At 70.0% G+C, this 24,297-nt stretch carries 25 protein-coding genes; 15 read left to right on the top strand and 10 right to left on the bottom strand.

Annotated elements, in window-relative coordinates; genetic code table 11:
* Positions 1–7 precede the first annotated feature (7 nt).
* From ACYVLP_RS25715 to ACYVLP_RS25705, 3 genes are all read right to left on the bottom strand, one after another.
* Positions 8–1,003, bottom strand: coding sequence for a hypothetical protein (locus ACYVLP_RS25715; protein WP_460630120.1), 996 nt, complete (start codon positions 1,001–1,003; stop codon positions 8–10).
* A complete protein-coding gene (locus ACYVLP_RS25710) occupies positions 1,000–1,512 on the bottom strand; it encodes a hypothetical protein (protein WP_460630119.1) in 513 nt (170 codons plus the stop codon). The genes ACYVLP_RS25715 and ACYVLP_RS25710 overlap by 4 nt, the downstream gene beginning before the upstream one ends.
* Positions 1,513–1,595: 83 nt before the next feature.
* Complete coding sequence (locus tag ACYVLP_RS25705; RefSeq protein WP_460630118.1) at positions 1,596–2,309, bottom strand: helix-turn-helix transcriptional regulator; 714 nt, start codon at positions 2,307–2,309, stop codon at positions 1,596–1,598.
* Positions 2,310–2,640: 331 nt separating this feature from the next.
* Here ACYVLP_RS25705 and ACYVLP_RS25700 point away from each other — a divergent pair, with 331 nt between their 5' ends.
* Positions 2,641–3,000 carry a hypothetical protein gene (locus ACYVLP_RS25700; protein ID WP_460630117.1) on the top strand — a complete coding sequence of 120 codons (360 nt, stop codon included), beginning with the start codon at positions 2,641–2,643 and terminating at the stop codon, positions 2,998–3,000.
* Positions 2,997–3,263, top strand: a complete 267-nt coding sequence (locus ACYVLP_RS25695; protein ID WP_460630116.1) for a hypothetical protein — start codon at positions 2,997–2,999, stop codon at positions 3,261–3,263. Before ACYVLP_RS25700 ends, ACYVLP_RS25695 begins: the two co-directional genes overlap by 4 nt.
* A 359-nt stretch (positions 3,264–3,622) precedes the next feature.
* Here the strand turns inward: ACYVLP_RS25695 and ACYVLP_RS25690 are convergent, their stop codons facing one another.
* Entirely contained in the window at positions 3,623–4,303 is a 681-nt protein-coding gene (locus tag ACYVLP_RS25690; protein WP_460630115.1) for a DUF2637 domain-containing protein, read from the bottom strand.
* A 230-nt stretch (positions 4,304–4,533) separates the two neighbouring features.
* On the bottom strand, positions 4,534–6,042 hold the full coding sequence (locus ACYVLP_RS25685; RefSeq protein ID WP_460630114.1) for a recombinase family protein: 1,509 nt from the start codon (positions 6,040–6,042) through the stop codon (positions 4,534–4,536).
* Between the two features lie 78 nt (positions 6,043–6,120).
* On the opposite strand from ACYVLP_RS25685, the gene ACYVLP_RS25680 reads away from it, so the two are divergent.
* From ACYVLP_RS25680 to secA, 3 genes are all read left to right on the top strand, one after another.
* A complete protein-coding gene (locus ACYVLP_RS25680; protein WP_460630113.1) occupies positions 6,121–6,816 on the top strand; it encodes a response regulator in 696 nt (231 codons plus the stop codon).
* 112 nt (positions 6,817–6,928) lie between these two features.
* Positions 6,929–8,110 (top strand): winged helix-turn-helix domain-containing protein, encoded by a 1,182-nt coding sequence (locus ACYVLP_RS25675; RefSeq protein ID WP_460630369.1) that lies wholly within the window; start codon positions 6,929–6,931, stop codon positions 8,108–8,110.
* A 203-nt stretch (positions 8,111–8,313) separates the two neighbouring features.
* A complete protein-coding gene (gene secA / locus ACYVLP_RS25670; protein ID WP_460630112.1) occupies positions 8,314–11,169 on the top strand; it encodes a preprotein translocase subunit SecA in 2,856 nt (951 codons plus the stop codon).
* Positions 11,170–11,413: 244 nt separating this feature from the next.
* Here secA and ACYVLP_RS25665 read toward each other — a convergent pair whose 3' ends face one another.
* Complete coding sequence (locus ACYVLP_RS25665; protein ID WP_460630111.1) at positions 11,414–11,953, bottom strand: Rv3235 family protein; 540 nt, start codon at positions 11,951–11,953, stop codon at positions 11,414–11,416.
* 155 nt (positions 11,954–12,108) lie between these two features.
* Positions 12,109–13,239: a LysM peptidoglycan-binding domain-containing protein gene (locus tag ACYVLP_RS25660; protein WP_460630110.1), complete on the bottom strand. Its 1,131-nt coding sequence runs from the start codon at positions 13,237–13,239 to the stop codon at positions 12,109–12,111.
* A 303-nt stretch (positions 13,240–13,542) separates the two neighbouring features.
* Between ACYVLP_RS25660 and ACYVLP_RS25655 the strand changes: the two genes are divergently transcribed.
* Positions 13,543–14,085, top strand: coding sequence for a hypothetical protein (locus ACYVLP_RS25655; protein WP_460630368.1), 543 nt, complete (start codon positions 13,543–13,545; stop codon positions 14,083–14,085).
* Positions 14,086–14,102: 17 nt separating this feature from the next.
* Here the strand turns inward: ACYVLP_RS25655 and ACYVLP_RS25650 are convergent, their stop codons facing one another.
* Positions 14,103–14,330 carry a helix-turn-helix domain-containing protein gene (locus ACYVLP_RS25650; protein WP_452271193.1) on the bottom strand — a complete coding sequence of 76 codons (228 nt, stop codon included), beginning with the start codon at positions 14,328–14,330 and terminating at the stop codon, positions 14,103–14,105.
* A 319-nt stretch (positions 14,331–14,649) separates the two neighbouring features.
* Between ACYVLP_RS25650 and ACYVLP_RS25645 the strand changes: the two genes are divergently transcribed.
* Together ACYVLP_RS25645 and ACYVLP_RS25640 are read left to right on the top strand one after the other, a co-directional pair.
* A complete protein-coding gene (locus tag ACYVLP_RS25645; RefSeq protein ID WP_460630109.1) occupies positions 14,650–15,312 on the top strand; it encodes a CpaB family protein in 663 nt (220 codons plus the stop codon).
* Positions 15,309–17,045: an AAA family ATPase gene (locus ACYVLP_RS25640; protein WP_460630108.1), complete on the top strand. Its 1,737-nt coding sequence runs from the start codon at positions 15,309–15,311 to the stop codon at positions 17,043–17,045. Before ACYVLP_RS25645 ends, ACYVLP_RS25640 begins: the two co-directional genes overlap by 4 nt.
* On the opposite strand, the gene ACYVLP_RS25635 is transcribed toward ACYVLP_RS25640, so the two are convergent.
* Together ACYVLP_RS25635 and ACYVLP_RS25630 are read right to left on the bottom strand one after the other, a co-directional pair.
* Positions 17,035–18,384 carry a hypothetical protein gene (locus tag ACYVLP_RS25635; RefSeq protein ID WP_460630107.1) on the bottom strand — a complete coding sequence of 450 codons (1,350 nt, stop codon included), beginning with the start codon at positions 18,382–18,384 and terminating at the stop codon, positions 17,035–17,037. The genes ACYVLP_RS25640 and ACYVLP_RS25635 overlap by 11 nt on opposite strands.
* Positions 18,385–18,420: 36 nt before the next feature.
* Positions 18,421–18,804, bottom strand: coding sequence for a hypothetical protein (locus ACYVLP_RS25630; RefSeq protein WP_460630106.1), 384 nt, complete (start codon positions 18,802–18,804; stop codon positions 18,421–18,423).
* Between the two features lie 40 nt (positions 18,805–18,844).
* Between ACYVLP_RS25630 and ACYVLP_RS25625 the strand changes: the two genes are divergently transcribed.
* The 7 genes from ACYVLP_RS25625 to ACYVLP_RS25595 all read left to right on the top strand — a co-directional run bounded on the left by ACYVLP_RS25625 (position 18,845) and on the right by ACYVLP_RS25595 (position 24,265).
* Positions 18,845–20,266 carry a WS/DGAT/MGAT family O-acyltransferase gene (locus tag ACYVLP_RS25625; protein ID WP_460630105.1) on the top strand — a complete coding sequence of 474 codons (1,422 nt, stop codon included), beginning with the start codon at positions 18,845–18,847 and terminating at the stop codon, positions 20,264–20,266.
* Complete coding sequence (locus ACYVLP_RS25620; RefSeq protein ID WP_460630104.1) at positions 20,266–20,712, top strand: DUF6912 family protein; 447 nt, start codon at positions 20,266–20,268, stop codon at positions 20,710–20,712. Before ACYVLP_RS25625 ends, ACYVLP_RS25620 begins: the two co-directional genes overlap by 1 nt.
* Positions 20,712–21,230 (top strand): NUDIX domain-containing protein, encoded by a 519-nt coding sequence (locus tag ACYVLP_RS25615; RefSeq protein WP_460630103.1) that lies wholly within the window; start codon positions 20,712–20,714, stop codon positions 21,228–21,230. The genes ACYVLP_RS25620 and ACYVLP_RS25615 overlap by 1 nt, the downstream gene beginning before the upstream one ends.
* A gap of 93 nt (positions 21,231–21,323) precedes the next feature.
* On the top strand, positions 21,324–21,926 hold the full coding sequence (locus ACYVLP_RS25610) for a TetR/AcrR family transcriptional regulator (RefSeq protein ID WP_460630102.1): 603 nt from the start codon (positions 21,324–21,326) through the stop codon (positions 21,924–21,926).
* Positions 21,927–22,026: 100 nt separating this feature from the next.
* Complete coding sequence (locus ACYVLP_RS25605; RefSeq protein WP_460630101.1) at positions 22,027–23,016, top strand: alpha/beta hydrolase; 990 nt, start codon at positions 22,027–22,029, stop codon at positions 23,014–23,016.
* 60 nt (positions 23,017–23,076) lie between these two features.
* Positions 23,077–23,784, top strand: coding sequence for an SGNH/GDSL hydrolase family protein (locus tag ACYVLP_RS25600; protein ID WP_460630100.1), 708 nt, complete (start codon positions 23,077–23,079; stop codon positions 23,782–23,784).
* Between the two features lie 79 nt (positions 23,785–23,863).
* Positions 23,864–24,265, top strand: a complete 402-nt coding sequence (locus ACYVLP_RS25595; protein ID WP_452271203.1) for a DUF4870 domain-containing protein — start codon at positions 23,864–23,866, stop codon at positions 24,263–24,265.
* The last annotated feature ends 32 nt before the right edge of the window (positions 24,266–24,297 follow it).

The following is a 24,297-nucleotide window of genomic DNA, read 5'->3' as shown; positions in this document are numbered from 1 at the left end:
GCGCCGTTCACTTGGCAGCGTCGAGCGCCACGGCCAGTCGGGTGAGCCGCTCGACAACCTCACGGATGTGCCTAGCCGCGTCCTTGCGCTCGCTCTGGGCGTAAGCGCCGACGATGGCCTGGTCGTCCTCGGGCAGAGCGAGCGCCTGACCGAGCGCCATGCTGAGCCGCTGTTTGGGCCCTTGCGCTTTCCTCGGCGCCGTTCCGAGGGCGCCGCCGGCTGCAGCCTGTATGCGCTCGCGCATCATTTCGCGGTGCTTGGTGACGATCGCCCGTTGGCGGGCCCCGCTCTTGGTGCTGTTGAGCAGGGCGACCAACTCGAATACCTCGTCGGCGTCGAGCCGGGCGGCGAACGCGAGCTTGGCCGCGTCGGCAAAGCCCTCGTCGGTATATATCTGGCTCAGTCGCGACCTGACGGTGGCATTGAGCGCGTCCCACTCATTGCGCTTGAGTCCGACCTCGTCGGCGCGCGTGTCGGCAGATACCCGCGTGAGGTGGCGCTTGAGGTGCGCGACCGGGATTGAGACCGCCGCTGCAGCGTGGGCGATACTCGAGCCGTTGTCGACGAGGTAGGCCGCCTGGGATAGCCGCTCGGTCTCGGACGTCGGGCGCCCATGCCGGGTGTTGAACGAATACGTCATGAGGGCAATCGCACGGCGGTCGGTGTCACGGTCGACCTCATAGACATCCACCGGCTTCTCGGCGCGGATATGGGCGCTGAGCCGGTGGTTGCCGTCGATCATGACGAGCCGGGCACGAGGGCTGGGCCGGTAGGCGATGACGGCGGGGAACTCGTCGCCGCGCTTGACGGCCTCGGTGTAGAGCTCGACCGTCTTTTCGTCGAGGGCCTCGAATCGCGCTTGGTTGTGCAGGCTCTTGTCCTGGTCGAAGCTGGCTATCGGCACAGCCGGTCGGAACTCCCATTCGACGGCATACCTCTCGGACAACTCGCGCTCGATGTCGGGGCGCCGCCCGGTCTCGACGATGATCGTTGCTCGGCTCACAGTGCAATCGCCTTTCGCTCGGGCAGGGCAACCGTGATGATGACCTTGGTTGCCGGGTTGACGACGACCTTGGTGTCGCCGCGTTCGTGGACCATGAGGCCGGCATGCTTGCCTGGGCGCTTGACCGTCGGGGCGCTGGCAGCCCATACGGCGTCGATCGCCCTGACGTTGCGCTCCTCCATGCGCTCGATGGCGTGCTCGGTGAAGACCCAGGCCCCGGCGTCCTCGGGTGCGGCGGGCCGCGGCCCGCCGGCTCGGGCGAGCAACTCGGTGCCGGTGGCGGTAACGGCGTACTGGCGCGCGGCAGCGACGGTCTCGCGATCCTCACGGCTCTGCTGGGTGCGCAGCTCGGCGAGGCGTCGCCCATTGCTGCCGTAGTTGGACCCGAACATGCGCCCGGTTTGGTGCTCTTCGACAGCCCGCCCCAGCAGGCCCCACGCGTATAGCTCGCGCTCAAGGGCGTCACCGTGCTTCTCGCAGAGGTCGATATCCCAGAGGGTGTCGCCCAATCCGAACCGAATGGTCCTTGTGGCCCGCGTCGCGTTCCTGCCCAGCGGGCATCGATCGCACACCTTGACGATTTCCTTGCGCTTCATTGATCCTCCGAGGGTGGCTGGGGGTGCAGGACCGTGTAGGAGCGGGGTGCGTCATGCTCCCCAAACCCGTGCGATCGGGCCCATGCTACGGCTTGGCTGCGCCGGGTCAGGCCCAACTTCTGGTAGGCACCGCGGATATAGAACTTAAGGGTATTCACGGTGATGTGCAGTCGGCCAGCGATGTCCTGATTGGACATGCCCTGCGCGATCATCCCCATGACCTCGGATTCGCGCTCGGACAGGCCCTCTCGCTGACCGACGTAGAAGTGCTCATCGCCGGCGCGCGGGTCGACGAGGGCGGGCCTCGGCAGCAGGACGACGATCCGGCTCTCCCTGGCCGCCCGGCGCACTGCCCCGACTAGCTCGTCGGCGGGCAGGCCCTTCGAGATGTAGCCGTCGGCCTGGTTCTTGGCGAGCGCGTCATCGATGAGGTGCGGCTCTATCTGCCAACCAAAGAGGATGAGCTTGGCGTGCACTCGCCCAGCCCGCTTGGCCGCGTCGCGGGCGTCCAGCGCCGGTGGCACCACGATGTAGCGGCGGTCGGGCCCGAACACGTCGTAGAGGACGAGGTCGACGTCGGGGGGTATGGCATCCCAGAGGCCCAGCTCGCGCAGGGTCACCTCCCCGTGGTGGTCGTGCAGCTCGAGCAGCCGCTTGAGGCCCTCGACGACGAGCGGGGCCTCGGCCATGAGAGCAACCTCGATGCGCACGGTTACATCCTCCCCGAAATGTCAATAACCCTTTAGGGTTAACATTTTTCACCCATTAGGGTTGCTTCTCACACCATAGAGGCGGGATTGTTGATAGGGGGGAATTATGGCTCTCCTCGTGTGTCATTCTTGGCGACATGCCCTATCGCAGTATCCCTGGCCGGCGGGTGCGCGGCCTCCCGTCGACGAGCGCCTACGCTGGGGACCACAAGCGGGCCGTGCGCCCGTGCGACCGCTGCGGGCGCGATCGGTTCGTCACCACCAGGGGCGACCCGACGGGGCTGTGCTTCGACTGCTACTCGGTCGACCCGATGGTGTGGACGAGGCAGCGATGAGCGACTTTCCCGACCATCCGCTCTACTACGGACTCGACGGCCAGCCCATCGAACGCGAGGAAGCCTGGCGCCTCATGGCCGACGGGGACGCCCGCCGGGTGGCCTGGACGGACATCGGGGACTGGTGGGTGTCGACGGTCTTCCTAGTCCTCGACCACTCATTCGGCATGGGCCCGCCCATGCTCTGGGAGTCCATGGCGTTCGTCGAGGGCCGCTCGGACATGCTCGGGCCGGTGAGGTATCCGACCCGCGAGGCCGCGCTCGCCGGCCATGACCAGATGGTTGCCGAGGTGCGCTCCATGCTCGCCGAGGTCGACCGACTCACCGAGGGGCCGGTGTGGGACAGCTCGCCGTGATCCTGACGACTTGGGTCATCGGCTGGTATGTCGGCCAGGTCATCTGGTGGAGCTGCCGGGCCCCGAGCCGACGGCGTCGCCCGGTCGATGTCCGCGTCGTGTTGGCCGATGGTCGCGAGGTGCCGGTGGAGGTGGTCTACGCCGGGCCGTCACCCACCCATCCCGGCGGTCGCCGCTGGGTGATCGTTGACCCGCCCACCGGCGCCGTCGGCCTCAAGGTCGGCATGCTGCCCGCTGGGTGCGAAGTGGTCATGGGGTTGTAGGGTCGGCGGCATGCTGGATCATCACCTCCACCCGCTCGCGCTGGCGATCTACTTCACGGTCGTCTCGGCGCTGGGCTGGCTCATGGCGAGGCGTGAGGGTCGCGACGACGAGTAGCCATGGCGGTAGGGTGGTGTCAACGTCGGTCTACTTCGTGGAGGGGTGATCGGCACAACGGAAGGGCCCCTCTCGCCCATGCGGGAGGGGCCCTTCTGCTATGCGCTGGGTCAGGGCAGGTGAATCGCCACCGCGCCGCTCACGAACATCCACGCGCCCGCGAGCAGGGCCAGCCCTGCACCCGCGCCAGCGAGGGCGCCGAGGGCCTTCTCTTTCTTGGTCATCGTCTCATCACCTCCCGCGCTCAGACGGTGGCCGTGGCGCCGTGGTTCCGCTCGTTGAGTGCGGCGAGGCTCGCCTCTCGGAGCCACCGGCGACCGCGTCGGTAGCCGGACTCCGTCGCGGCGAAGCCGAGGGCCTCGGCCATCTTGGGTCCGGTGTCCGCACCGGCGGACAGTGCCTCACGGGCGGCGGTCAGCAGGTCCGTCGGCACCGGCGAGGTGTCCGTCCGGGCGTCCGGCACGTCCGGCTTGGTGTCCGCCGCGCCCGGCCTGCTGTCCGGCGCCTCGACGGTCGCGGTGTCCGCCGGAACGGACACCGGAGCCTCGACCGGACGCCGGACGGACACGAGGAACAGCAGGTGCCAGACGAGCGCCATGCACAGCGCGGGCGCTGCCGCGACCGGACCAGCGAACGTCCACGAGGACGTCGCCTCGGCGTGGAGCCACTGACCAAACAGGCTCATGGACGAGCCCACGATGATGACGGCCCACGCGAACCGGAGACCGCCGCGCGTGAGGTGCGGGTCGAGGGTCACGGCATACGCTGCGGCGACCATCCCGTCGATGGCGAGCGGGTACAGGTAGGCGCGGGCGTCGGTCTCACCGGCGAGCCGCGCGAGGTCGACGAGGCCAAAGTAGAGCAGGACGAACGTCGACACCGACACGATGGCGGCAGCGGCGCGGACAGCAGTACGGACGGACATCACTCCACCTCCCCTCGGTGCCAGGCGAGCTCGACGATGCCGGCGAGCACGCTCACAATGCTGCTCGCGACGACCAGCCAGATGGCCAGGGTCCAAGGGTCCATGCGCGGTGTCCTCTCTCTCAGGTGCGCGTGTATTGACATCATGTCCGTGTCGATACACGGTGTCAATACATCGCCGGACACGAAAAGGGCCCCGCCTGCGATAGGCGGGGCCCTTCTGCTCTGCTCTTACGCGACGGCCTCCCACTGACCGACCACGCGAATCTTGGTGTCCCGGCCGCCCAGCCCGCCGTCGCGCTTGGAGAGGACAATCTCGCGGACGACGTTGCGCAGGCCGGTGTTGAAGATGGCTGGGTCGAGGATGTCCCAGCCGGTGAGCAGGGCGCCGAACACTGAGCCATCCGGCAGCGAGTTGACCTCGACCCTGACGGTGGCCTGCTCCTTGGCCTCGCGCAGGTGCGCGAGCTGCTCGGTCAGCTCGCGCTCCTTGAGGGTGTAGGCCTCCTTGCTCAGCCCATCCATGTACTTGTCGAGGAGCAGGGAGAGCCGCTTCTGCACCCGCTCGATGTCGCGGTCGATCTTGGCGCCGTCGACCTGCGCCTGGGTGGCAGCGAGGGCCCGCTGGTGGTGGGTCTGCAGCGCGGCGTCGCCTGCGACGTGCTCCTCGAGCCAGGCGAGCAGGGCTGCCTCGACGCGCTCCTCCTTGGCCGTCACGGGCGCTGGGCACAGCCTCGAATTCTTGCCGTTGTCGATCCTGTTGCACCGGAAGGAGCGGACCTTCTCGCCCTTGTAGACGCGCCAGTAGACGCTCATGGTGCCACCACACGAGCCGCACCGGACGAGGCCGGCCACCCGGTAGGGCGCGCTCTTGGTGCGGGCTGGCACCTTGAGCGCCCGGCGCCGCAGGTAGGCCTGCCACGTCTCCTCGGAGATAAGCGCCTCATGGGTGCCGGGCGCCCAGACGTCTTCCTCGCCTCGGCGGTCGACGACGAGCCCAGCCCCGAATCCGCCGTCCATCGTCGCGCGCAGCGAGGGCACGGTCATCCGAGTGCCGCGCGTCGTCTCGACGCCAGCCTCGTTCATCGAGCGGACGATGCCGGTGATGGCCTCGCCCGAGACGTACCGCTCATAGGCCTTGCGCAGCCACGGGCCGGTGAAGGGGTCGACCTCGTAGCAGTCGGCGTCCTTGTCGCGGATGTACCCGAACCGCAGCCCGCCGGTGCCTGGCTTGCCGTTGCTGATCCGGTAGTCGTGAACGTTGGACCACACCTTGCCAATCTCGTCCGAGTACATCTGGGCGATGGCGAGCAGGACCGTGAGGGAGAACTTGCCGGCGGGGGTGTCGATGTCGTCGAGGTTCTCGGTCGCCGAGAGGATGAAGCCGCCAGCCTCCTGCAACTCGCCGATGTTGAGCATGGAGTCGATCGTGTTGCGACCCCACCGGCTGATCTTCCAGACGAGGACGCCGTCAGCCTCCTTGGCCTCGACGCGGTCGATGATGGCCGCGATGGCTCGCTTGCTCGACTCGCGCCCCGACTTGTCCAGCTCGACGATGACGTCGACGATGACGAGGTTGTCGCGCTGGGCGAACCGGCGGCATACCTGCTCCTGCACCTCATCGGATATGAGCGTGTCCTCGCGCCCGGTCGTGTCTGACACGCGGATGTAGATGATGACGCGGTTACCCCGCCGCGTGCCCGGCGCCCGGCGTCGGACCCGTGCCCTACTCTTGGTCATGTCGATCCTCTCTCGGTCGGCGGGCCCCGTCGGTCGCCTCCTCATTGACCGGCGGGGCCTCTACTAGGTTGGTGCACTTTGGAGCATACGCCCCCCGACGTCATCCGTGTCCTCATCGTCGACGACCACGCCCTCTACCGCCGCGGCCTGCAGACGGTGCTGGCCACCGAGGAGGGCATCGAGGTCGTGGGCGAGGCGGCTGACGGCGTCGAGGCAGTGGACCAGGCCGAGGAGGCCATGCCCGACGTCATCGTCATGGATGTCGGGATGCCGAAGCGCGGCGGGATCGACGCCTGCCGCGTCATCAAGCAGCGCGTGCCGTCGGTCCGCATCCTCATGCTGACCAGCTCCGACGACGAGGCCAACCTGTTCGAGGCGGTCCGCGCCGGCGCGAACGGGTACCTCCTCAAGGACGTCCCGCCCGAGGAGGTCGCCACGGGCATCCGTGGGGTCTTCCACGGCCAGTCGCTGCTGTCGCCGATGATGGCGTCCAAGCTGCTGACCGAGTTCGCGCAGATCAGCCAGCGAGCGGAGGCGACCGAGCCGGACCCATCGCCCGGGCTGGAGCTGCCCCGGCTGACCGAGCGCGAGCTCGGCATCCTCAAGGAGGTCGCCCGCGGCAAGCTCAACCGTGAGATCGCGGCCGACCTGTTCATCTCCGAGAACACCGTGCGCAACCACATCCGCAACATCCTGGACAAGCTCCAGATGCACTCGCGCATGGAGGCGGCGATGTATGCCGTCCGTCAGCGGCTCATCGACATCGGGGAGTGAGCGCGTGAGCCTGACGCCGGCGGCGGAGGCTATGACGACGCGCCCCAGCCGTGCCGCTCCGACCCCCACCACCAACGGGTCTCCCCACAGCGCGGGCACCCTGACGCGCCCCATGACCCGCGCACAGGCCAGGCGCGTCGCGATCGCCGCGCAGGGTTTCCTCGACCCGCGGCCCGCGCCCTTCGCCGCGACCATGCGCCACGTTCAGCGCGTCGTCGACCGCGTCGGCGTCATCCAGATCGACAGCGTCAACGTCCTCACCCGCAGCCAGTACCTCCCGCTGTTCTCGCGGCTCGGCCCGTACGACACCGCGCTGCTCGACCGTGCCCGCGACCGAGCCCCCCGGCGCCTCGTCGAGTACTGGGCACACGAGGCGAGCCTCATCCCACCCACGACCTGGCCCCTGCTCGACCACCGGATGCGCGTGGCGGCCGAGAAGGCCTGGGGCTCGATGCGTCGGGTCCTGGCCGAGCGACCGGACTTCGTCGACCTGGTCCAGGCCGAGGTCGAGGCCCGCGGGCCGATGACAGCGCGCGAGGTCGAGGCCGCCCTGGAGCACGACCAGCCGCGCCGAAACGACAACTGGGGCTGGAACTGGTCGGAGGTGAAGCAGGCCCTCGAGTACCTCTTCTGGGCCGGACGGATCAGCTCCGCCGGTCGCACCACCCAGTTCGAGCGCAGGTATGCCGCCCTGGCCGCCACAGCGCCGGCCCCCCTGCGCGACGCCTGGACCCACCGGCCAGGGGCCGAGGCCGACCCGGACCGCTACGTCGAGCTGGTCCGCATCGCATCCCGGGCCCACGGGATCGGCACCGAGCTGTGCTTCGCCGACTACTTCCGGATCAAGCGTGAGGACGCCCGTCCCGCGATCGCGCGGCTCGTCGCGGACGGCGAGCTGATCCCCGTCACCGTCCCCGGCTGGCGGCCGGCCTGGCTGCATGCCGAGGCCAGGGTGCCCCGCCGGGTGCACGCTGAGGCGCTGCTCAGCCCGTTCGACTCGCTGGTCTGGCAGCGCGAGCGGATCCACGACCTGTGGGACTTCTACTACCGCATCGAGATCTACACCCCGGCACACAAGCGTGTGCACGGGTACTACGTGCTGCCCTTCCTGTTCGGCGACGCCCTGGTGGCCCGGTGTGATCTCAAGGCTGACCGGGCCGCCGGGACCCTGCGCTGCCTGAAGGTGACCTGGGAGCCGGGTGTCCCGGTCGAGGCGCGGGCCGCGCTGATGCGCAACCTCGAGTCCCTTGCCCACTGGCTGGGGCTCGAGCACGTCGATGCCCAGCTGGATTGACGCAACCGTCCCAGAGGCCGAGGAAGCTGCCCGATGCGGCGTGGGAGTGGCCGTGGAACCCGCGGGCGAGCCGGTGCGTTGGTCCCAGAGTCGGGTTGCCGGATAGCCTAGGCGGGACCCGTGAGTCAGCACGGGCGATGGCGCCCGCCCACGTAGTCCGTACGATGCGGGATCCACACGTTCAGTCGGGAGTGAGATCAACCATGGTCATCGACAAGCTGCTTCGCGCCGGTGAGGGCCGGATCCTGAAGAAGCTTCAGGGCATCGCCAAGCAGGTCAATGCCCTCGAGGCCGACTTCGAGAAGCTCACCGACGAGGAGCTGCGCGAGGAGACCAACGGGTTCCGCGAGCGCCTCGAGAACGGCGAGACGCTCGAGATGCTCCTGCCGGAGGCGTTCGCGGCGGTCCGGGAGGCGAGCAAGCGCACCCTCGGCAAGCGGCACTTCGACGTCCAGCTCATGGGCGGCGCGGCGCTGCACATGGGCAACGTCGCCGAGATGAAGACCGGTGAGGGCAAGACGCTCGTCGCGACGCTGCCGTCGTACCTCAACGCCCTGACGGGCAAGGGCGTGCACGTCATCACCGTCAACGACTTCCTCGCCGAGTACCAGTCCGAGCTGATGGGCCGCGTCCACCGCGCCCTCGGCATGGAGACCGGCTGCATCCTCGCCTCGATGACGCCGGAGCAGCGTCGCGCCGAGTACGCCAAGGACATCACCTACGGCACGAACAACGAGTTCGGCTTCGACTACCTGCGCGACAACATGGCGTGGGAGCCCTCCGAGCTGGTCCAGCGTGGCCACAACTTCGCGATCGTCGACGAGGTCGACTCGATCCTCATCGACGAGGCGCGCACGCCGCTGATCATCTCCGGCCCGGCCGACCTCGCGACGAAGTGGTACGTCGAGTTCGCCCGGATCGCCAAGCGGCTCGCCCGCGGTGAGGACGGCCGCGGCGACTACGAGGTCGACGAGAAGAAGCGCACCGTCGGCGTGCTCGAGTCGGGCATCGCCAAGGTCGAGGACCTCCTTGGCATCGAGAACCTCTACGACACCGTCAACACGCCGCTGATCGGGTACCTCAACAACTCGATCAAGGCCAAGGAGCTGTTCAAGCGCGACAAGGACTACGTCGTCATGAATGGCGAGATCCTCATCGTCGACGAGCACACCGGCCGCATGCTGCCCGGGCGCCGCTACAACGAGGGCATGCACCAGGCCATCGAGGCAAAGGAGGGCGTCGAGATCAAGAACGAGAACCAGACCCTCGCGACGATCACCCTCCAGAACTACTTCCGCATGTACGACAAGCTCTCGGGCATGACGGGCACCGCCCAGACCGAGGCCGCCGAGCTCAACTCGATCTACAAGCTCGGAGTCATCCCGATCCCGACCAACCGGCCGATGATCCGGATGGACCAGGCGGACCTGGTGTACCGCACGGAGATTGCGAAGTTCGACGCGGTCGTCGACGACATCGTCGAGCGCCACACGGTCGGGCAGCCGGTGCTCGTCGGCACGACGTCGGTCGAGAAGAGTGAGTACCTCTCGCAGCAGCTGCGCAAGAAGGGCATCAAGCACGAGGTGCTCAACGCCAAGCAGCACGAGCGGGAGGCTGCGATCGTCGCGGAGGCCGGGCGCAAGGGCGCCGTCACCGTCGCGACGAACATGGCCGGCCGCGGCACCGACATCATGCTCGGCGGCAACTCCGAGTTCCGCGCGGTGGCAGAGCTGAAGCGGCAGGGCCTGGACCCTGAGGAGACGCCGGAGGACTACGAAGCGGCGTGGGACTCGGCACTTGCCTCGGAGGAGGAGGCAGTCGCGGCCGAGCACGAAGAGGTCACCGACCTTGGTGGGCTGTACGTGCTTGGCACCGAGCGCCACGAGTCCCGGCGCATCGACAATCAGCTCCGCGGCCGCTCGGGACGCCAGGGCGACCCTGGTGAGTCCCGCTTCTACCTCTCGCTCAACGACGACCTGATGCGGCTCTTCAACGCCGGCATCGTGGACCGCTTCATGCAGACGGCAGGCATGGAGGACGAGGTCCCGATCGAGTCGAAGATGGTCACCAACTCGATCCAGAAGGCCCAGGGCGCGGTCGAGGCCCAGAACTACGAGATCCGCAAGAACGTCCTCAAGTACGACGACGTCATGAACCGCCAGCGCCAGGTCATCTACGAAGAGCGGCGCGCGGTGCTCATGGGTGAGGACCTGCACGAGCAGCTGCGGCACTTCGTCAACGACGTCGTGGCGAGCTATGTCGACGCCGCCACCGCCGAGGGCTTCGCGGGGGACTGGGACCTCGAGAAGCTCTGGGAGGCGATGCGTCAGGTGTACCCCGTTTCGCTGACGATCGACGAGGTCGAGGACATGGCGGGCGGCCGCCAGGCCGTCACCGCGACCCTCCTGCGCGAGCAGCTCATGTCCGACGCGCACGAGGCCTACGACCGCCGTGAGGAGACGCTCGGCAGCGACACGATGCGGGAGGTCGAGCGCCGAGTCGTGCTGTCGGTCCTGGACCGCAAGTGGCGCGAGCACCTCTATGAGATGGACTACCTCCAGGAGGGCATCGGCCTGCGCGCCATGGCCCAGCGTGACCCGCTCATCGAGTACCAGCGCGAGGGGTTCCAGCTTTTCGAGGCCATGATGGACGCCATCAAGGAGGAGTCGGTCTCCAACCTCTTCTCGGTCGAGGTGCAGGTGACGCCGGCCGAGGCGCCGGTGGGGGTCGCCCCGATGGCGGTCGGAGAGCTGCTCGGCGCCATGTCCGAAGGCGCGCCCGACGACGTGACGGGCGCCGCGGCAGCCGACGAGGAGCCGTATGCCGCCGCCGCACCTTCGCCGGGTGAGCACGCCGCTGTGGCAGGTCCCAACGGCGGGCGAGCGTTCGGGTCCGGGCTGCGGGTCTCGGGCGTGGGCATCGCCGAGGACTCGCGTCGCGAGCGCGCGTTGCGGTACTCGGCGCCGGGCGAGGACGGTCAGGCCGTGGAGAGCACCAACCAGCCGGTCGAGCGCGCCGCCGACCGCCGTGGCAAGAAGGTCAAGCGCAAGCGGCGCTGAGCCGCTGTCACAGTGGGCAGCGCTGAGCACGTCAGCGGCCCGGGCATCCACTGGATGCCCGGGCCGCTTCACGTCCGGGTCGCGCCGGGTCCTTGCGTTCCCTGACGGGTCGTCGGGCTCCGCGGCCCGTCGCTGCGCTCCTCGACGATTCGCTGGGTTCCTCGACGGGTCGCCGTGTTCCTCGACGGCTCGGGGCCGCCTTGTCCCGCAAAAGGTGCGGGCGCGGCGCCGCTTCAGCGAGCTGTCAGCCGATGGTGAGGGCGGTGATGAGCCAGCGACCGTCCAGTCCGTCGAGCCTCAGCGCCAGCGCCCGCACCCGCCCGTGTGACACGACTACGGCGCACGCCTCGACGACACCGTCCGCGGGCTCGCACAGCCGGATGCGCCGCACGACGGCGGGGCGTCGGGGACCAGGGGTGCGTCGCCGGGCCGCCACGAGCGCCTGGCGGGCGATGACGGAGTAGACGGTCGGCGACGCGTGCCGGATCAGCTGCGGCGCTGGGCGCTGGCCCGACACCACCTCGATGATCGCCTGCGACAGCTTGGCGACCAACGGCGTGGGATCTGGAAGCAGCTGCCTTCGCGTCGGCCGGCGACCGAAGTCATCGTCGTCACGGGCTCCGAAGAAGTCGAGCGCGAGTGTGTCCTGCGCGTACGGTTGCTCGTAGCTCCAGGCCTCGTCGGCGCTGATGATCCGAGGCGCCGTCTCCGGGATGCGCCGCACCGTGAATCCGCCCGAGCCAAGCGGGGCGGTCGAGCCGGTCGAGGTGGTCGAGGCGCTCAATGGGACGGACCTGCGCGATGAGCCGCTTGAGCTGCCCGAGGGGACGGAAGTGCGCGATGAGCCGCTAGAGCTGCCCGAGGGGACGGACGTGCGCGATGAGCCGCTTGAGCTGCCCGAGGAGACGGTAGTGCGCGATGAGCCGCGCTCGGGCGCCATCACGGAAGTACCTCGCCGGCGTGCCCGGTGTCATGCGTGGACGGCTCGGTCGGGCCGAACGCCGGCCCGGGCTCGGCCGCCGGCCCGGGCTCGGCCGTTGACCTCGGCTCGGTCGGGCCGAACGCCGGCCCGGGCTCGGCCGCGGGCCCGGGCTCGGCCGTTGACCTCGGCTCGGTCGGGCCGAACGCCGGCCTCTTCTCCGCCGTTGGGCTTGGCTGGGCCCCGGACCCCGGCTCGGCCGTTGGGCTCGGCTGCACCCCTGACACCGGCTCGGCCACTGAACTCGGCTCGGCCACTGAACTGGGCTCGGCCGCCGACCTCGCTCGGACGGGTGTCTGGCGGGGTGGACTGAGCAGCTGCCCCGGCCTGAGGGCGTTCGGGTCGCTGCCGATGACGTCGCGGTTAGCGGCGTACCATCGCGGCCACTCGTGCGCGATCTCCGCGTCGGCGGCGGCGTGGCCGAGGTGACGCCGCGCGATCGACCACAATGTGTCGCCCCGGCGGACGGTCACGAGGTCGTGTGCTGAGGCGGCCGCCCGCGGCGTCGGCGCGAGCAGGCGGGAGCGGCTCGCCTCGGCCGCCGGGGGCGGAGGAGTCGGGCGGTAGGCGGCGCTAGGTTGCTCCAGCACTGCGACTCGCGCCCGACGCGCAGACTCGGGAGCGCGCTGGGGTGCGCCGGACCCTGCGCCAGCAGGCGGATCGAGAGCGCGCTGCGCGTGCGTCTCCTGTGGCTGTCGTGACTCCGCGAAGCCCACGCTCGTCGCCGTCCCGCCCGAACGGACTGTCGTGCTGGTCGGGTCCGCCCCGCGGGTGCTCCGGACGGTGCCTGCCGAACGGGCGATGACCTCGGCGGACGCTGTGACGGTCCCTGCGCTGGAAGGGTCGCGCTGCGCGCTCGAGGCGAACGCAGGCGCGGGGAGTGCCGCCGAGCCGAGCGAGGCCCCGAGCAGCAGCGTGAGGGACCGGCGCACCACGGCCGGCGTCACCCGTTCCGCGGCCATGGCGGCGAGCCGCCCGATCGCGCCCGGCAGTAGAGACAGCAGCCCGAGAGCCGACCCGAGCGCGAGCCAGAGCGCAAGCCCGGCTCCCACCCACGTGAGCCCGAGCATCAGCACGTCGTCCAGTCGCATCGGCGCACCCCTGGCGATCGCGGACCCGGCCGATGCCTGGCTGCCAGAGGGCAGCAGGAGCCGAAGAGTCGCCATGGCTGCGGCAAGGCCCAGCCCGTGGCCGATCAACGTAGCGATGGGCACCGAGCGGGCGGCCTCGTCTCGGCCGGTGCGTACCTGATTGCCTCGCGATCCCCTGTGCATGCGGCAATTGAACGCAGTTTGACTAAGTTTGGTCAAGTAGGATGTCGATAGCCGGTGGATAACCCTCACGAGTCATCGAGAGCCAGCCGATCACCGGTCCGACACCAAGGAGGAGGCTTGATGCGTTGGGACCGGCTGTTCGACGATCTCGAGGCAGTCGCGGCTGCTGAGCGCTCGCGCGAGCGCGATGGTGAGGTCGCCGACCGAACCAGGCGCGAGCGGGGCCAGCTCGACCTCCAGTCGCGCATGCTCGCCAACCTCGGCAACGACGCCGTGTCATGCCGGCTCCACGCGGGGAGCGTCTCGGGACGGTTGGTCGACGTGGGGCCCGACTGGGCCCTGCTCGAGTCTCGCGGGCGCTCGGTCGTCGTTGCGCTGGCGGCGGTCCGCGCGCTGACAGGACTCGCGAGTGGCGCCCGCATCCCGACGGTCGTGGCCCGGAGCTTCTCGCTCGCGGTGGTGCTCCGCGGGGTCAGCCGCGACCGGTCACGTGTCGAGGTCGTCGATCTAGAAGGCCGGTCGTTGGTCGGCACCATCGACTCAGTCGGCGCCGACCACATCGAGCTGGTCATTCACGCCGCAGACGTGCCGCGTCGGCACGAGCACCTCGCAGGGCGGGTCGTCGTGCCGTTGTGGTCCCTCGGCTCGGTGCGACGTCTGTGACCCGGCTGCGGCCGGGATCACTCGTCGCCGGCGCCGCCGAAGGGATGTGCCTCGACGAACGTGCGGGTCTCGGCGTACATCCGCTGGATGTAGTTCTCGAGCTCCGTCGCCTCGACTCGCCACTGCCCACGACCGCCGATCTTGATGGCCGGAAGCTCACCGGACCGGACGAGGGCGTATGCCTGGGCGGACGAGATGTTCAGGACCTCGGACACTTCGGCAAGCTGCAGGAACCGCTGGGCCACGTTTCTCTCCTTCTTCGGAACCTCTTCGGCACCGTCGAGACGCTTCGACCCACCCTTACCCGGCTTGTCCGAATTACGCACGCGTGTGGGCATGCGGGGACACCAGTGCAAGAGGGGCTGCCCCACCATCATACGTGCGAATGCATGCGAAGAGGCACGTTATCCACAGCTGTGGGTGACCAGACCTGGTTTGGCTGCGCCTGGTGCAGGATGGCCGCTTGGGGCGAGCACCCGTCGCATCGGTCGCGGACTCGTCCGGTGCGCACTCTCAGTTCGCTCTGTCAGCTATCCACGAATTCGCAGACCGTCAGGGGCCAGGATGCCGGAGCACGCACGACCCACCGCCAAGCGCCTGCAGCGTCCGTCGTGGCGCGACAGCCGCCTCGTCGTCGGTCTCTTGCTCGTCGTGGTCGCGGCCGCGCTCGGCGCCAAGGCGGTGGCGAGTGCCGATGACCGGGTGCCGGTGTGGGTCGCCTCGATCGACCTCGTCGCCGGTGACCGGGTCGAGGCGACTTCCCTCGCGCGCGCGGACGTCCGGCTCGCCGACGGGATGGCCCGCTACCTCGAGGCCGCCTCGCCGCCACCGGTCGGCTCGATGGTGGTTCGTGATGTCCGTGCCGGGGAGCTGGTGCCGTCATCGGCCCTGGGCGCCGCGGACGCTGTTCAGGTGCAGCGGGTCACCGTCCGGTCCGACGCCCAGGTGACCGCAGGCCTCAGCCGAGGCAGCAGGGTCGACGTCTTCGTCACCCCGCAGTCACATACCGGGTCCACCTCGACAGCCGGCGCGACGACTCGGCTCCTGCGTTCCGCGGCGGTAGCGGCGGTGCTCAACGGTGGGTCGGGCTTCGGGACCGCCGAGACGAGTTCGGTGCAGATCTACGTCCCCACGGACCATGTGCAGGACCTTGTCGAGGCTGTCGACGCCGACTCGAAGATCACTCTCGTCCCAGCAGTCGGTGCGTTGGGCGCAGGTGCGTCGTGAGTGATGTCCTCACGGCAGTGAGCCCGGCGTGGGAGGCCATGGTCGCGACAACGCTCGAGCACGTGCCGGGAGCGACCATCGCCCGACGGTGTGCCGACGTGGCTGAGCTGCTTTCGGTGGCGCAGGCGGGGCTCGGCGACGTCGCGGTGGTCTCCGTCGATCTGCGAGATCTGGATCTTGAAGTCGTGAGGGGCTTGCAGGACAGACGAGTTCGCGTGCTTGGGCTGCATCCCGCAGGGGACGAGGCCGCAGAGCGACGGCTTCGCCAGCTGGGAGTCGATGCGACGGCCCACCTCGACGCGTCTGCTGACGAGCTCGCTACCGCGCTCGCGGAGGATCGGCCCGAGCACCCCGGCCTACAGGACTTCGGAGCGGCTGACGTCGAGGTGTTCCTGCAGGGTGAGCAGAGCACCGTCCCGCGGAACGGGCCGTCCGGCGCGGACGCCGCCTCCTGGTCCGCGACCGGCGACCGCCTGCGAGAAGGCCGCGCCGGAGCCGCCGGCGCGGAGTCCTGGGACGTCGCATCGGCAGGCGGCACGACCGGTGGAGGCGGCACGACCCGTGGAGGTGGCACGACCGGTGGAGGCGGCATGACCGGTGAGGATCCGTCACCGACCCTGGGCCACCGGCCGCCGGACGGGAATCCCGCGGGTGCAAAGGATCCCACGGACGCGACGTGGCTTCAGACTGACCAGCACGGCCCACCGCGCCCACCCGAGCGTGCACCGGTCCTGGCGGTCTGGGGTCCGACCGGCGCGCCGGGGCGAACGACGATAGCGACGACCCTCGCCGTTGAGCTCGCGCGCCGCGGCGCCGACGTCCTGCTGGTCGACGCCGACACGTACGGCGGGTCGGTCGCCCAGGCGCTCGGGGTGCTCGACGAGGCTCCCGGCGTGGCGGCGGCGTGCCGCGCAGCCGATCTCGGGACGCTCGATGTCCCGGCACTGGCCGGCCTGGCGCCGGAGGTAATGCCCGGGCTGCGCGTGCTCACGGGGCTGCCTCGGGCGGACCGCTGGCCGGAGGTGAGAGGCGCTGCGCTCGAGCGGGTGCTCGAGCTGACCCGTCGTCTCGTCCAGGTCGTCGTCGTCGACTGCGGGTTCTGCCTCGAGGACGACGAGGAGCTCAGCTACGACACGCTCGCACCCCGGCGCAACGAGGCGACGCTCACCGCGCTGGCCGCATCCGATGTCGTGGTCGCCGTCGCTGCGGCCGACCCGGTCGGGCTCCAGCGCTTCGTCCGGGGTGTCCAGGAGCTGGGCACCGTCCCGTCCGGACGCCCTGTTCCCGTGGTCAACCGGGTGCGCACGGCCGCGGTCGGGAGCAGGCCGGAGGCGCGGATCGCCGACTCGCTCCGCCGCTTCGCCGGAGTCGAGGTGGCGCACTTCGTCCCGTTCGACCCGGCAACGCTTGACGCCGCGGTGCTCGCCGGACGCTCGGTCGCGGAGCAGGCGCCGGGTTCGAAGGTCCACGCCGCGGTGAGCGAGCTGGCGACGGCCCTGGCGCCGTGGACGGTGCCGCGGACCCGGCCGAAGCCCGGTCACCGGGGTCGCCTCTGGCTGCGGGGCCGCGGGCGTGGCGCCTCGGGACGCCGGGCCCGGCACTCACCGGCAAGCGCCGAGCCACCAGGCCCGCAGGACCGCAAACCTGACCCGGCCGCCGGCGACGCCCCGAGCACCCGCAGCGGATCGGGAAGCCCGACCGGATCGAAGCGGTCTCGTCGGGTCAGGGCGTGAAGAGGATCGTGAGGCCGCTGACGGTGTAGAAGATCATGACGACCATGAGCGGGACCTGTCCGATCACCGCGGCCCGCCGATCCAGCACCGTGATGGCCCGCTCGTGCGCCGCGAGCACGCCGAGCAGGTGCCCGATGACGATGCTCACGGCCTGCACCGTCGCCACGAGGGTCGGCTGGATCAGCAGGTCGTTGGGGGTGAGGTTCGCGGTGCCGAGCAGGTTCGCCCCGGTGCCGAGCGGGTCGGTCATGAGTCGCCAGGCGTACTGACCCTGGTAGACCCAGAGCGACCAGTAGTGCGCGATGACATAGCCCCCGGCGATCGGGATGAGCGATGGCGCGATGTCGCTGACGAACTCGACCGACGACCGCAGCGGCTGCCCCGCAAGGCGCACCGAGACCGCCGATGCCACCCAGATCGTCAGAGCCACGATGCCGAAGAACGCGAGCATCGTCGCCGTCTTGAGCAGCTGCGTGGGCAGCGCCGACGTCTGCACGAACGTCGCCCACGACAGGTTGGCCGAGAAGCCGTCGTATGCCGTGCTGCCGAGCATCACCGACACGGTGGCCACCAGCCCCCGCTGGGCGCGCAGCTCGTTGACCCCGTGCAGCGGCGTGCGCACGACCCACCGGCCGTCGGCCCTGCGGCCAAGCGGCGAGAGGCGGCCGAACATCGCCGACCAGATCTCGAACGGGTCGGCCTTGTCGAACCAGACGCGGCCGAACACGAAGGCACCCAGGAGCGAGATCGCGAAGAATCCGGCGACGAGGGCGCGCAGGAAGCCGAGAGACGTGTTGTCCTGGGCGACCAGCTCGACCCAGGTGAAGGCGGCGAGCCCCAGGGCCGCGGGCCACAGCCCGAACCGGTATGGCAGCACCGACATCTCTGGCGAGATCCGCGCGAGCCGGAGGACACCCGAGTGCACCATGCGGACCGGGTTGATGACGCGCCACACCGGGCCGAGCACCATCGAGACGAACGCCAGGCCGACCCACAGCCACACGTAGATCACGTTCGGCACCGGGTTGAGCGCCGAGTCCGGTCCGAAGACGAGCGCCGCGAGCGTCCACAGGGTCAGCGCCACCGCGAGGATCCGGGCGACGAGACGCAGCCAGCGGGAGTCGAGCGTCGCGGCGAGCCACGGCGGAAGGAGGATGCCGTCGGTGCTGTGCAGCCGGGGCTCGCGCCACAGGGTCCCGATGGCGACGAACGAGATCACGAGCGCCGCGAGCGCCCCGATCACCAGGGCCGTGAAGGGCAGCGGGAGGTCCGAGCGGCTGCCGACGCCGTGGGCGGGCGCCGCAAGGACGAGCAGGGGCACCTGCCCGACCGCACTCATCTGGCGCTCACGACGCGCTCACCGGCGCTCATAGGCCTAGCGCACCGCGACGGTGAGCAGCGTGAGCGGCGGCTCGTGGGTCTCGACCTCGTACAGCCCCGGCTCCTTGGCCCTCAGGCGCAAGGTCGTCGGCACGCCGGCCTTGAGCGTGGCCTCCTGGTCGAAGCCATGGGCGTGCAGCTCGTCGTCGTGGTCGCTGGTCACGACCAGCTCGAGGGTGTCGCCGACCGGGAGGTCCACCTGGGCCGGTGCCGGGGTCACCGTGGACCCCGTGATGGTCACGGTGAGCCGCTTGACCGCGCCGGTGCTCGCCGACACGGTGGAGCCCGCCGGCGAGCCCGGGGAGCTCGACGAGCACGCCACGACGCCCGACAGCGCGAGGACGGCAACGGCATACGGCAGGACACGAATCGCACGCATGGCCCAGATCCTACGTAAGGCCTTCTGGCAGAGTGTGACCATGTCCGACCGCCTGACATCGCTGGACGCGTCGTTCCTGTATCTCGAGGAGTCGACCACCGCCATGCACGTGGGGTCGGTGATGATCTTCCGGCCGCCCCGAGAGGGCTTCGACTACGACCAGCTCGTGCGGATCATCGAGGCACGGATCGGTGCCATCCCGCGCTTCCGGCAGAAGGTGCGCGACGTCCCCGGCCGGATCGGCAACCCGATCTGGGTCGACGACGAGGCCTTCGACATGAGCTACCACGTCCGCCGCGCCGGGCTCCCTCGCCCTGGCACCGACTCCCAGCTGCAGGACTTCGTCGCACGCGTGCAGCCACGCCGACTCGACCGGACCCGGCCACTCTGGGAGGTCTATCTCGTCGAGGGCATGAGCGAGGGCCGGTTCGCAGTCGTCACGAAGACGCACCAGGCGCTCATCGACGGCGTCAACGCCCTCGACATCGCTCACGTCATCGTCGACTCAGTCAAGGGGCACGACTTCGATGTCGACCAGATCCCTTGGGAGCCAAGCAGAGCCCCGTCATCTGCCGAGCTGGTCACGGACGCCCTCGTCGACGTGGTCCGTCGCCCGACCCAGGTCGTCGACCTGGTACGAGGCGGCATCAACGACGCCCTCAATGTCGGACTTCGCGCGCTCGAGTCGGCGGGGCAGGTGCTCTCGACGGTCGCGCGCACGGCGGCCCGGCCGGCGCCGCACATGCCGCTCAACGCCGAGATCGGGTCGGCCCGACGCTGGATCATGATCTCGACGGACCTCGACGACTACCGCACGGTGCGAAAGCGTTTGGCCCGGGGCGCCTACGCCGAGGACGTCGCGATCAACGACGTCGTGCTCGCGACCATCGCCGGTGGCTTCCGCACCTGGCTGCTCGGTCGGGGGGAGCCGGTGAGCGGCGGCACGGTGGTCCGCGCGATGGTCCCGGTCAGCATCTACGGCGACGACCCTGCGGGGATGTATGCCAACCAGGTGATGGCGTGCGTGGTCAACCTGCCGGTGGGCGAGCCGGGGGCCTCGATGCGGCTCCACCAGATCGCCTTCGCGATGCGGCAGCAGATGGAGGGCGGCCAGGCCGTGGGGGCGACGTCGCTGGCCAACCTCGCCGGCTTCGCCCCGCCGACGCTGCACGCGCTCGGCGCTCGACTCGGCTCGGCGATGTCGCGCCGGCTCTACAACGTCATGATCACCAACGTGCCTGGACCTCAGACACCGCTCTACGCCGGTGACGCGAAGATGCTGTCCACATTCCCGGTGACGCCCCTGGCCAAGGGTCAGGCTCTGTCCATCGGCATCACGTCGTACGACGGCGGCGTCTACTACGGCCTCAACGCGGACCGCGACGCGATGCCGGACGTGGACGTGCTCGGCCAGTCGATCGTCGAGTCCCTTGCGGAGCTGACGAGCGGAAGGGAGTCCTGATGCCGGTCGTGCGTGTCTACGTGCCGGTCGGCCGGTCCGACCTCGACGAGCTCGCGACGAACGGCACGCTGCCGGCCGGGCCGGGCGCCCCACGCACTGCGTATGCCGTGACGGCCGGTCTGGAGCAGGCCGCGCCGGGTCTCGACATGGAGGACCTCGAGTACGCCGCCTTCAGCGACGCGGTGGCGGCCTCCGCGGCGGTCCGCAGCGCGGTCGGCCACCGGCGCGTCGTCGCGGCCGCTGATGCCGACAGGTCCTGGGTCGCCCCGAGTGGCGGCCAGCCGGTCTCGCGGGTGGTGCTGACCTCGCCGTTGCCTCTCTCGCGCGTCGCGTCCTTCCACATCGACGAAGAGGGCGCAGGCCCGGACGACGAGGCCGACGAGCTGCTCTGGTACGACGTCACCGAGCTCGACGACGTGCGGTCGCTGGTCGGCACGGGCGCGTGATGACCGAGGAGCAGGTGGCGCTGTACGGCGAGGACGGCGAGGTGATCGGGTCGGCACCCCGGTCGATCATGCGGCAGCAGAACCTTCGCCACGCGGCCTCGTCGGTGGTCGTACGGGATCGACGCGGCCGGATCTACCTGCATCGGCGCACGACGACCAAGGACGTGTACCCGGGCCTGCTCGACTTCGCCGCAGGCGGGGTCGTGCAGGCGGGGGAGGACCCGGTCCTCGGCGCCGTCCGGGAAGCCGAGGAGGAGCTCGGTGTCACTGGCGTCCCGCTCGAGCCGTTCGGAGTGACGTTCTACGCGGACGACGCGACGCGGTACGTCGCCTACCGGTTCGTCGTGGTCTTCGACGGCCCGATCCGGTGGCAGCCTGAGGAGGTGTCCTGGGGCGAGTGGGTCACGCTCGAGGAGCTCGTCCGCCGTCTGGACGAGGAGACCGACACGATCGTGCCCGACAGCGTCAGCGTGTGGGGCGACACGGTGCGCGGGTGGGCCGCGCCGACCCCATCCTGACGCCCCGTCGAGTGAGCGCTCCGTCACAGGGGTCCCCGAACTCGCCAGCCTGAACCTCTTGAACTTACCGAACGATCGTGCTTTTATGGATCCATGGGCAAGGGTGAGACCACCAAGACAGCCGTCCTCGACGAAGCCACCGAGCTGGCGTCGCTCGTCGGCCTCGGCGGCCTCACCATCGGTACCCTGGCCGCGGCGACCAAGCTGAGCAAGAGCGGGCTCTACGCGCACTTCACCTCGAAGGAGGCGCTCCAGGTCGAGGTGCTCCAGCATGCGCGCGACCGGTTCACCGACGTCGTCATGCGTCCGACCGTGGCCGCCCCTCGCGGCGAGCCCCGGATCCGCGCGTTCTTCGAGCGGTGGCTGCTCTGGCAGTCGGCGGCATACGGCGGGGGCTGCATCTTCGTCGACGCGGCAAGCGAGTTCGACGACCAGGAAGGTGCGGTTCGCGACGAGCTCGTGCGCGCCGAGCGGGACAAGATGGAGTCGATCGGACTCATCGTGGGCACCGCCGTCAGCGAAGGGCACTTCCGCCCTGACGTCGATGTCGCCCAGTTCGCCTATGAGCTCGAGGGCGTCCTGCTCGCCCACCACCACGCGCGCCGGCTCATGCGCGACGACCAGGCCGACGCGCGCGCCCGGCTCGCGTTCGAGCGGCTCGTCGACAGCTGCCGACCGGCGGCCCGCTCCGCCTGACCGGTCGCCGACGCAGGCGGCGGCGACTCTCCAAACGAGGTTCAACACCAGGCTCGAGCCTCAACCTCACCGACTCACACCCGCATCCACGGAGAAGACCATGGCATCCACTTCGGTTCAGAAAAGCACGAACGTTCGGACTGTTTCACGATGGACCTTCCGCACGCTCGAGGTCCTCGCACCGGCCCTCGGCGCCCGGATCGCCGAGCGGAGCTGGTTCCGGCTCCCGGGCAGCGCACACCGGGTCGCCGGCATCGACCGGCCGGCCATCCGCGAGCTCCTCGGCGCGCCCTTCGAGGTGGAGCTGCGCGGCCGCACCGTCCGCGGGTGGGTCTGGGGCTCCGGGCCGGTGGCCTATCTCGTCCACGGGTGGGGCGGCACCGGCGAACAGCTGACGCCGCTCGTGGCGCCCCTGCTCGACCGCGGCTTGACCGTCGTGGCGTTCGACGGCCTCAGCCATGGGCACTCCGATCCCGGTGAGCACGGGCCGAGCTCGAGTGACGCGGTCGAGCTCGGGCGCTCCCTCGACGCCGTCGCGGCACGCTTCGGGCCCGCGCGGGTCGTCATCGCGCACTCGATGGGCGCGCTGTCGGCAGTGCTCGCCCTGCGTGACGGATGGCTGGCCACGGAGCGCCTCGTGCTCATCGCACCGGCACCAGGCATCCCGGCCCTGCTGCACAGGTTCCGCGAGGAGCTCGGCTTCGGCGACCGGACCGAGCGCCGGCTCGTCCGGCGCGCCGAGCGACGCACCGGGTATCCCGTCGATGGCCTCGATGTCGCAGTGGTGGCGCAGCAGATCGACCGGCCGGACCTGCTCGTGATCCACGACCTGCTCGACCGGGAGGCCGACCACGCCGCGTCGGTCGAGCTGGTCCGTGGCTGGCCGGGCGCCGAGCTGATGTCCACGGCGGGCCTCGGTCACCGCCGGGTGCTCGCGGACGCCGCCGTGGCTGGTGCCGTGAGCCGGTTCGCCGACCGCCTGCCGGTCGAGCCGACGCTGCACGGTGAGGACCGTCCGACACCGTTCCCCCGCACGGCCGACCAGGCCGACGCTGCCACCCGCTCGTCCCAGCGCGCCGCCGTGGCGTGACCGTCCCACGTGGTGGGCCGGGGGAGTCGCGACCCGCGGATCGCTTGTTACCTTGCGCGGATGGACTTCACCCCTGACGAGTACGCCCGCCGCGACAGTGACCGGCTCAAGGAGGTCCTCACGGGTCCCCCCGTCACCTGGGTGTTCCTCGGCGACAGCATCACCCAGGGCGTGACCCATACGCACGGCTGGCGCAGCTACGTCGAGCACTTCGCCGAGCGCGTCCGGGGCGAGCTCGGCCGGCGCGGCGACGCGGTCGTCAACTCCGGCGTCGCTGGCACCACCACCGAGGACCTCCTGCCCGAGTTCCACTGGCGCGCAGGGCGGTTCGCCCCTGACGTGGTGGTCGTGATGTTCGGCACGAATGACATCCTGGCTGGCGAGCACGGCGTCCGCGGCTTCCGCTTCCGCCTCGACCAGATCGTCCAGCGGTCCCGCGACGTGGGAGCGACGGTGGTCCTGCAGACCCCGCCTCCGGTGCTCGCCGAGGGCGACCGCCGGCCCGAGCTCATCACGCTCTATGCCGACGCCGTGCGCCAGGTCGGTACGGACCTCGGAGTGCTGGTCGTCGACCACGTCGCGCACTGGGCTGCCGCGGTCCAGCCCGGCAAGGTCGCGCCGGACGGATGGCTCGACGACTCGTTCCACCCCAGCGCTCAGGGCCACCACGAGCTGGCCCGGACGCTGCTCGCGGCCCTCGGGATCGAGGACTCCGCCAGTGCCATGTGCTCGCTCGAGGTGCATGACGCGGTGGAGTGCAGCGCCTGACCCGGTCAGGGACGAGTCAGGGTCGAGTCAGGGCACACCCCAGCAGCGCGGGAGGGCCTGCGTGGGTGACGATGGAGCCATGACACAACCGATCCCCAACCCGTACGGTCAGGGGCTCCAGGCAACCACGGGTGAAGAGCGCACGTGGGCGGTCCTCGGGCACCTAGCCGCCATCATCGCCGCCGTCATCTCCGCCGGCTGGCTCAGCTTCGTAGGCCCCCTGCTCATCTGGGTGTTCTACAAGGACAAGAGCCAGTTCGTGCGTCAGGCCGCGGCCGGCGCCTTCAACTTCAACCTCGCGATCTGGGCCGCGATCATCGTCGGCTGGCTGATGTTCTTCACGGTCCTGCTGATCCCGGTCGCGGTCATCGTCTGGATCGTGGCGATCGTCGCGGCACTGGTCTTCCACATCAAGGCCGCTCTCGCCGCGAACCGCGGCCAGTCCTACCGCTACCCGTGGGGCATCACGATCCTGCGCTGACGGGCACTGCCCGAGACGTGGAACGATGGGGT

The sequence above is a fragment of the Intrasporangium mesophilum genome, from assembly GCF_054783095.1.
Note: the sequence above shows the minus strand (reverse complement) of the source record. Positions and strands in the feature narration are given on the sequence as shown.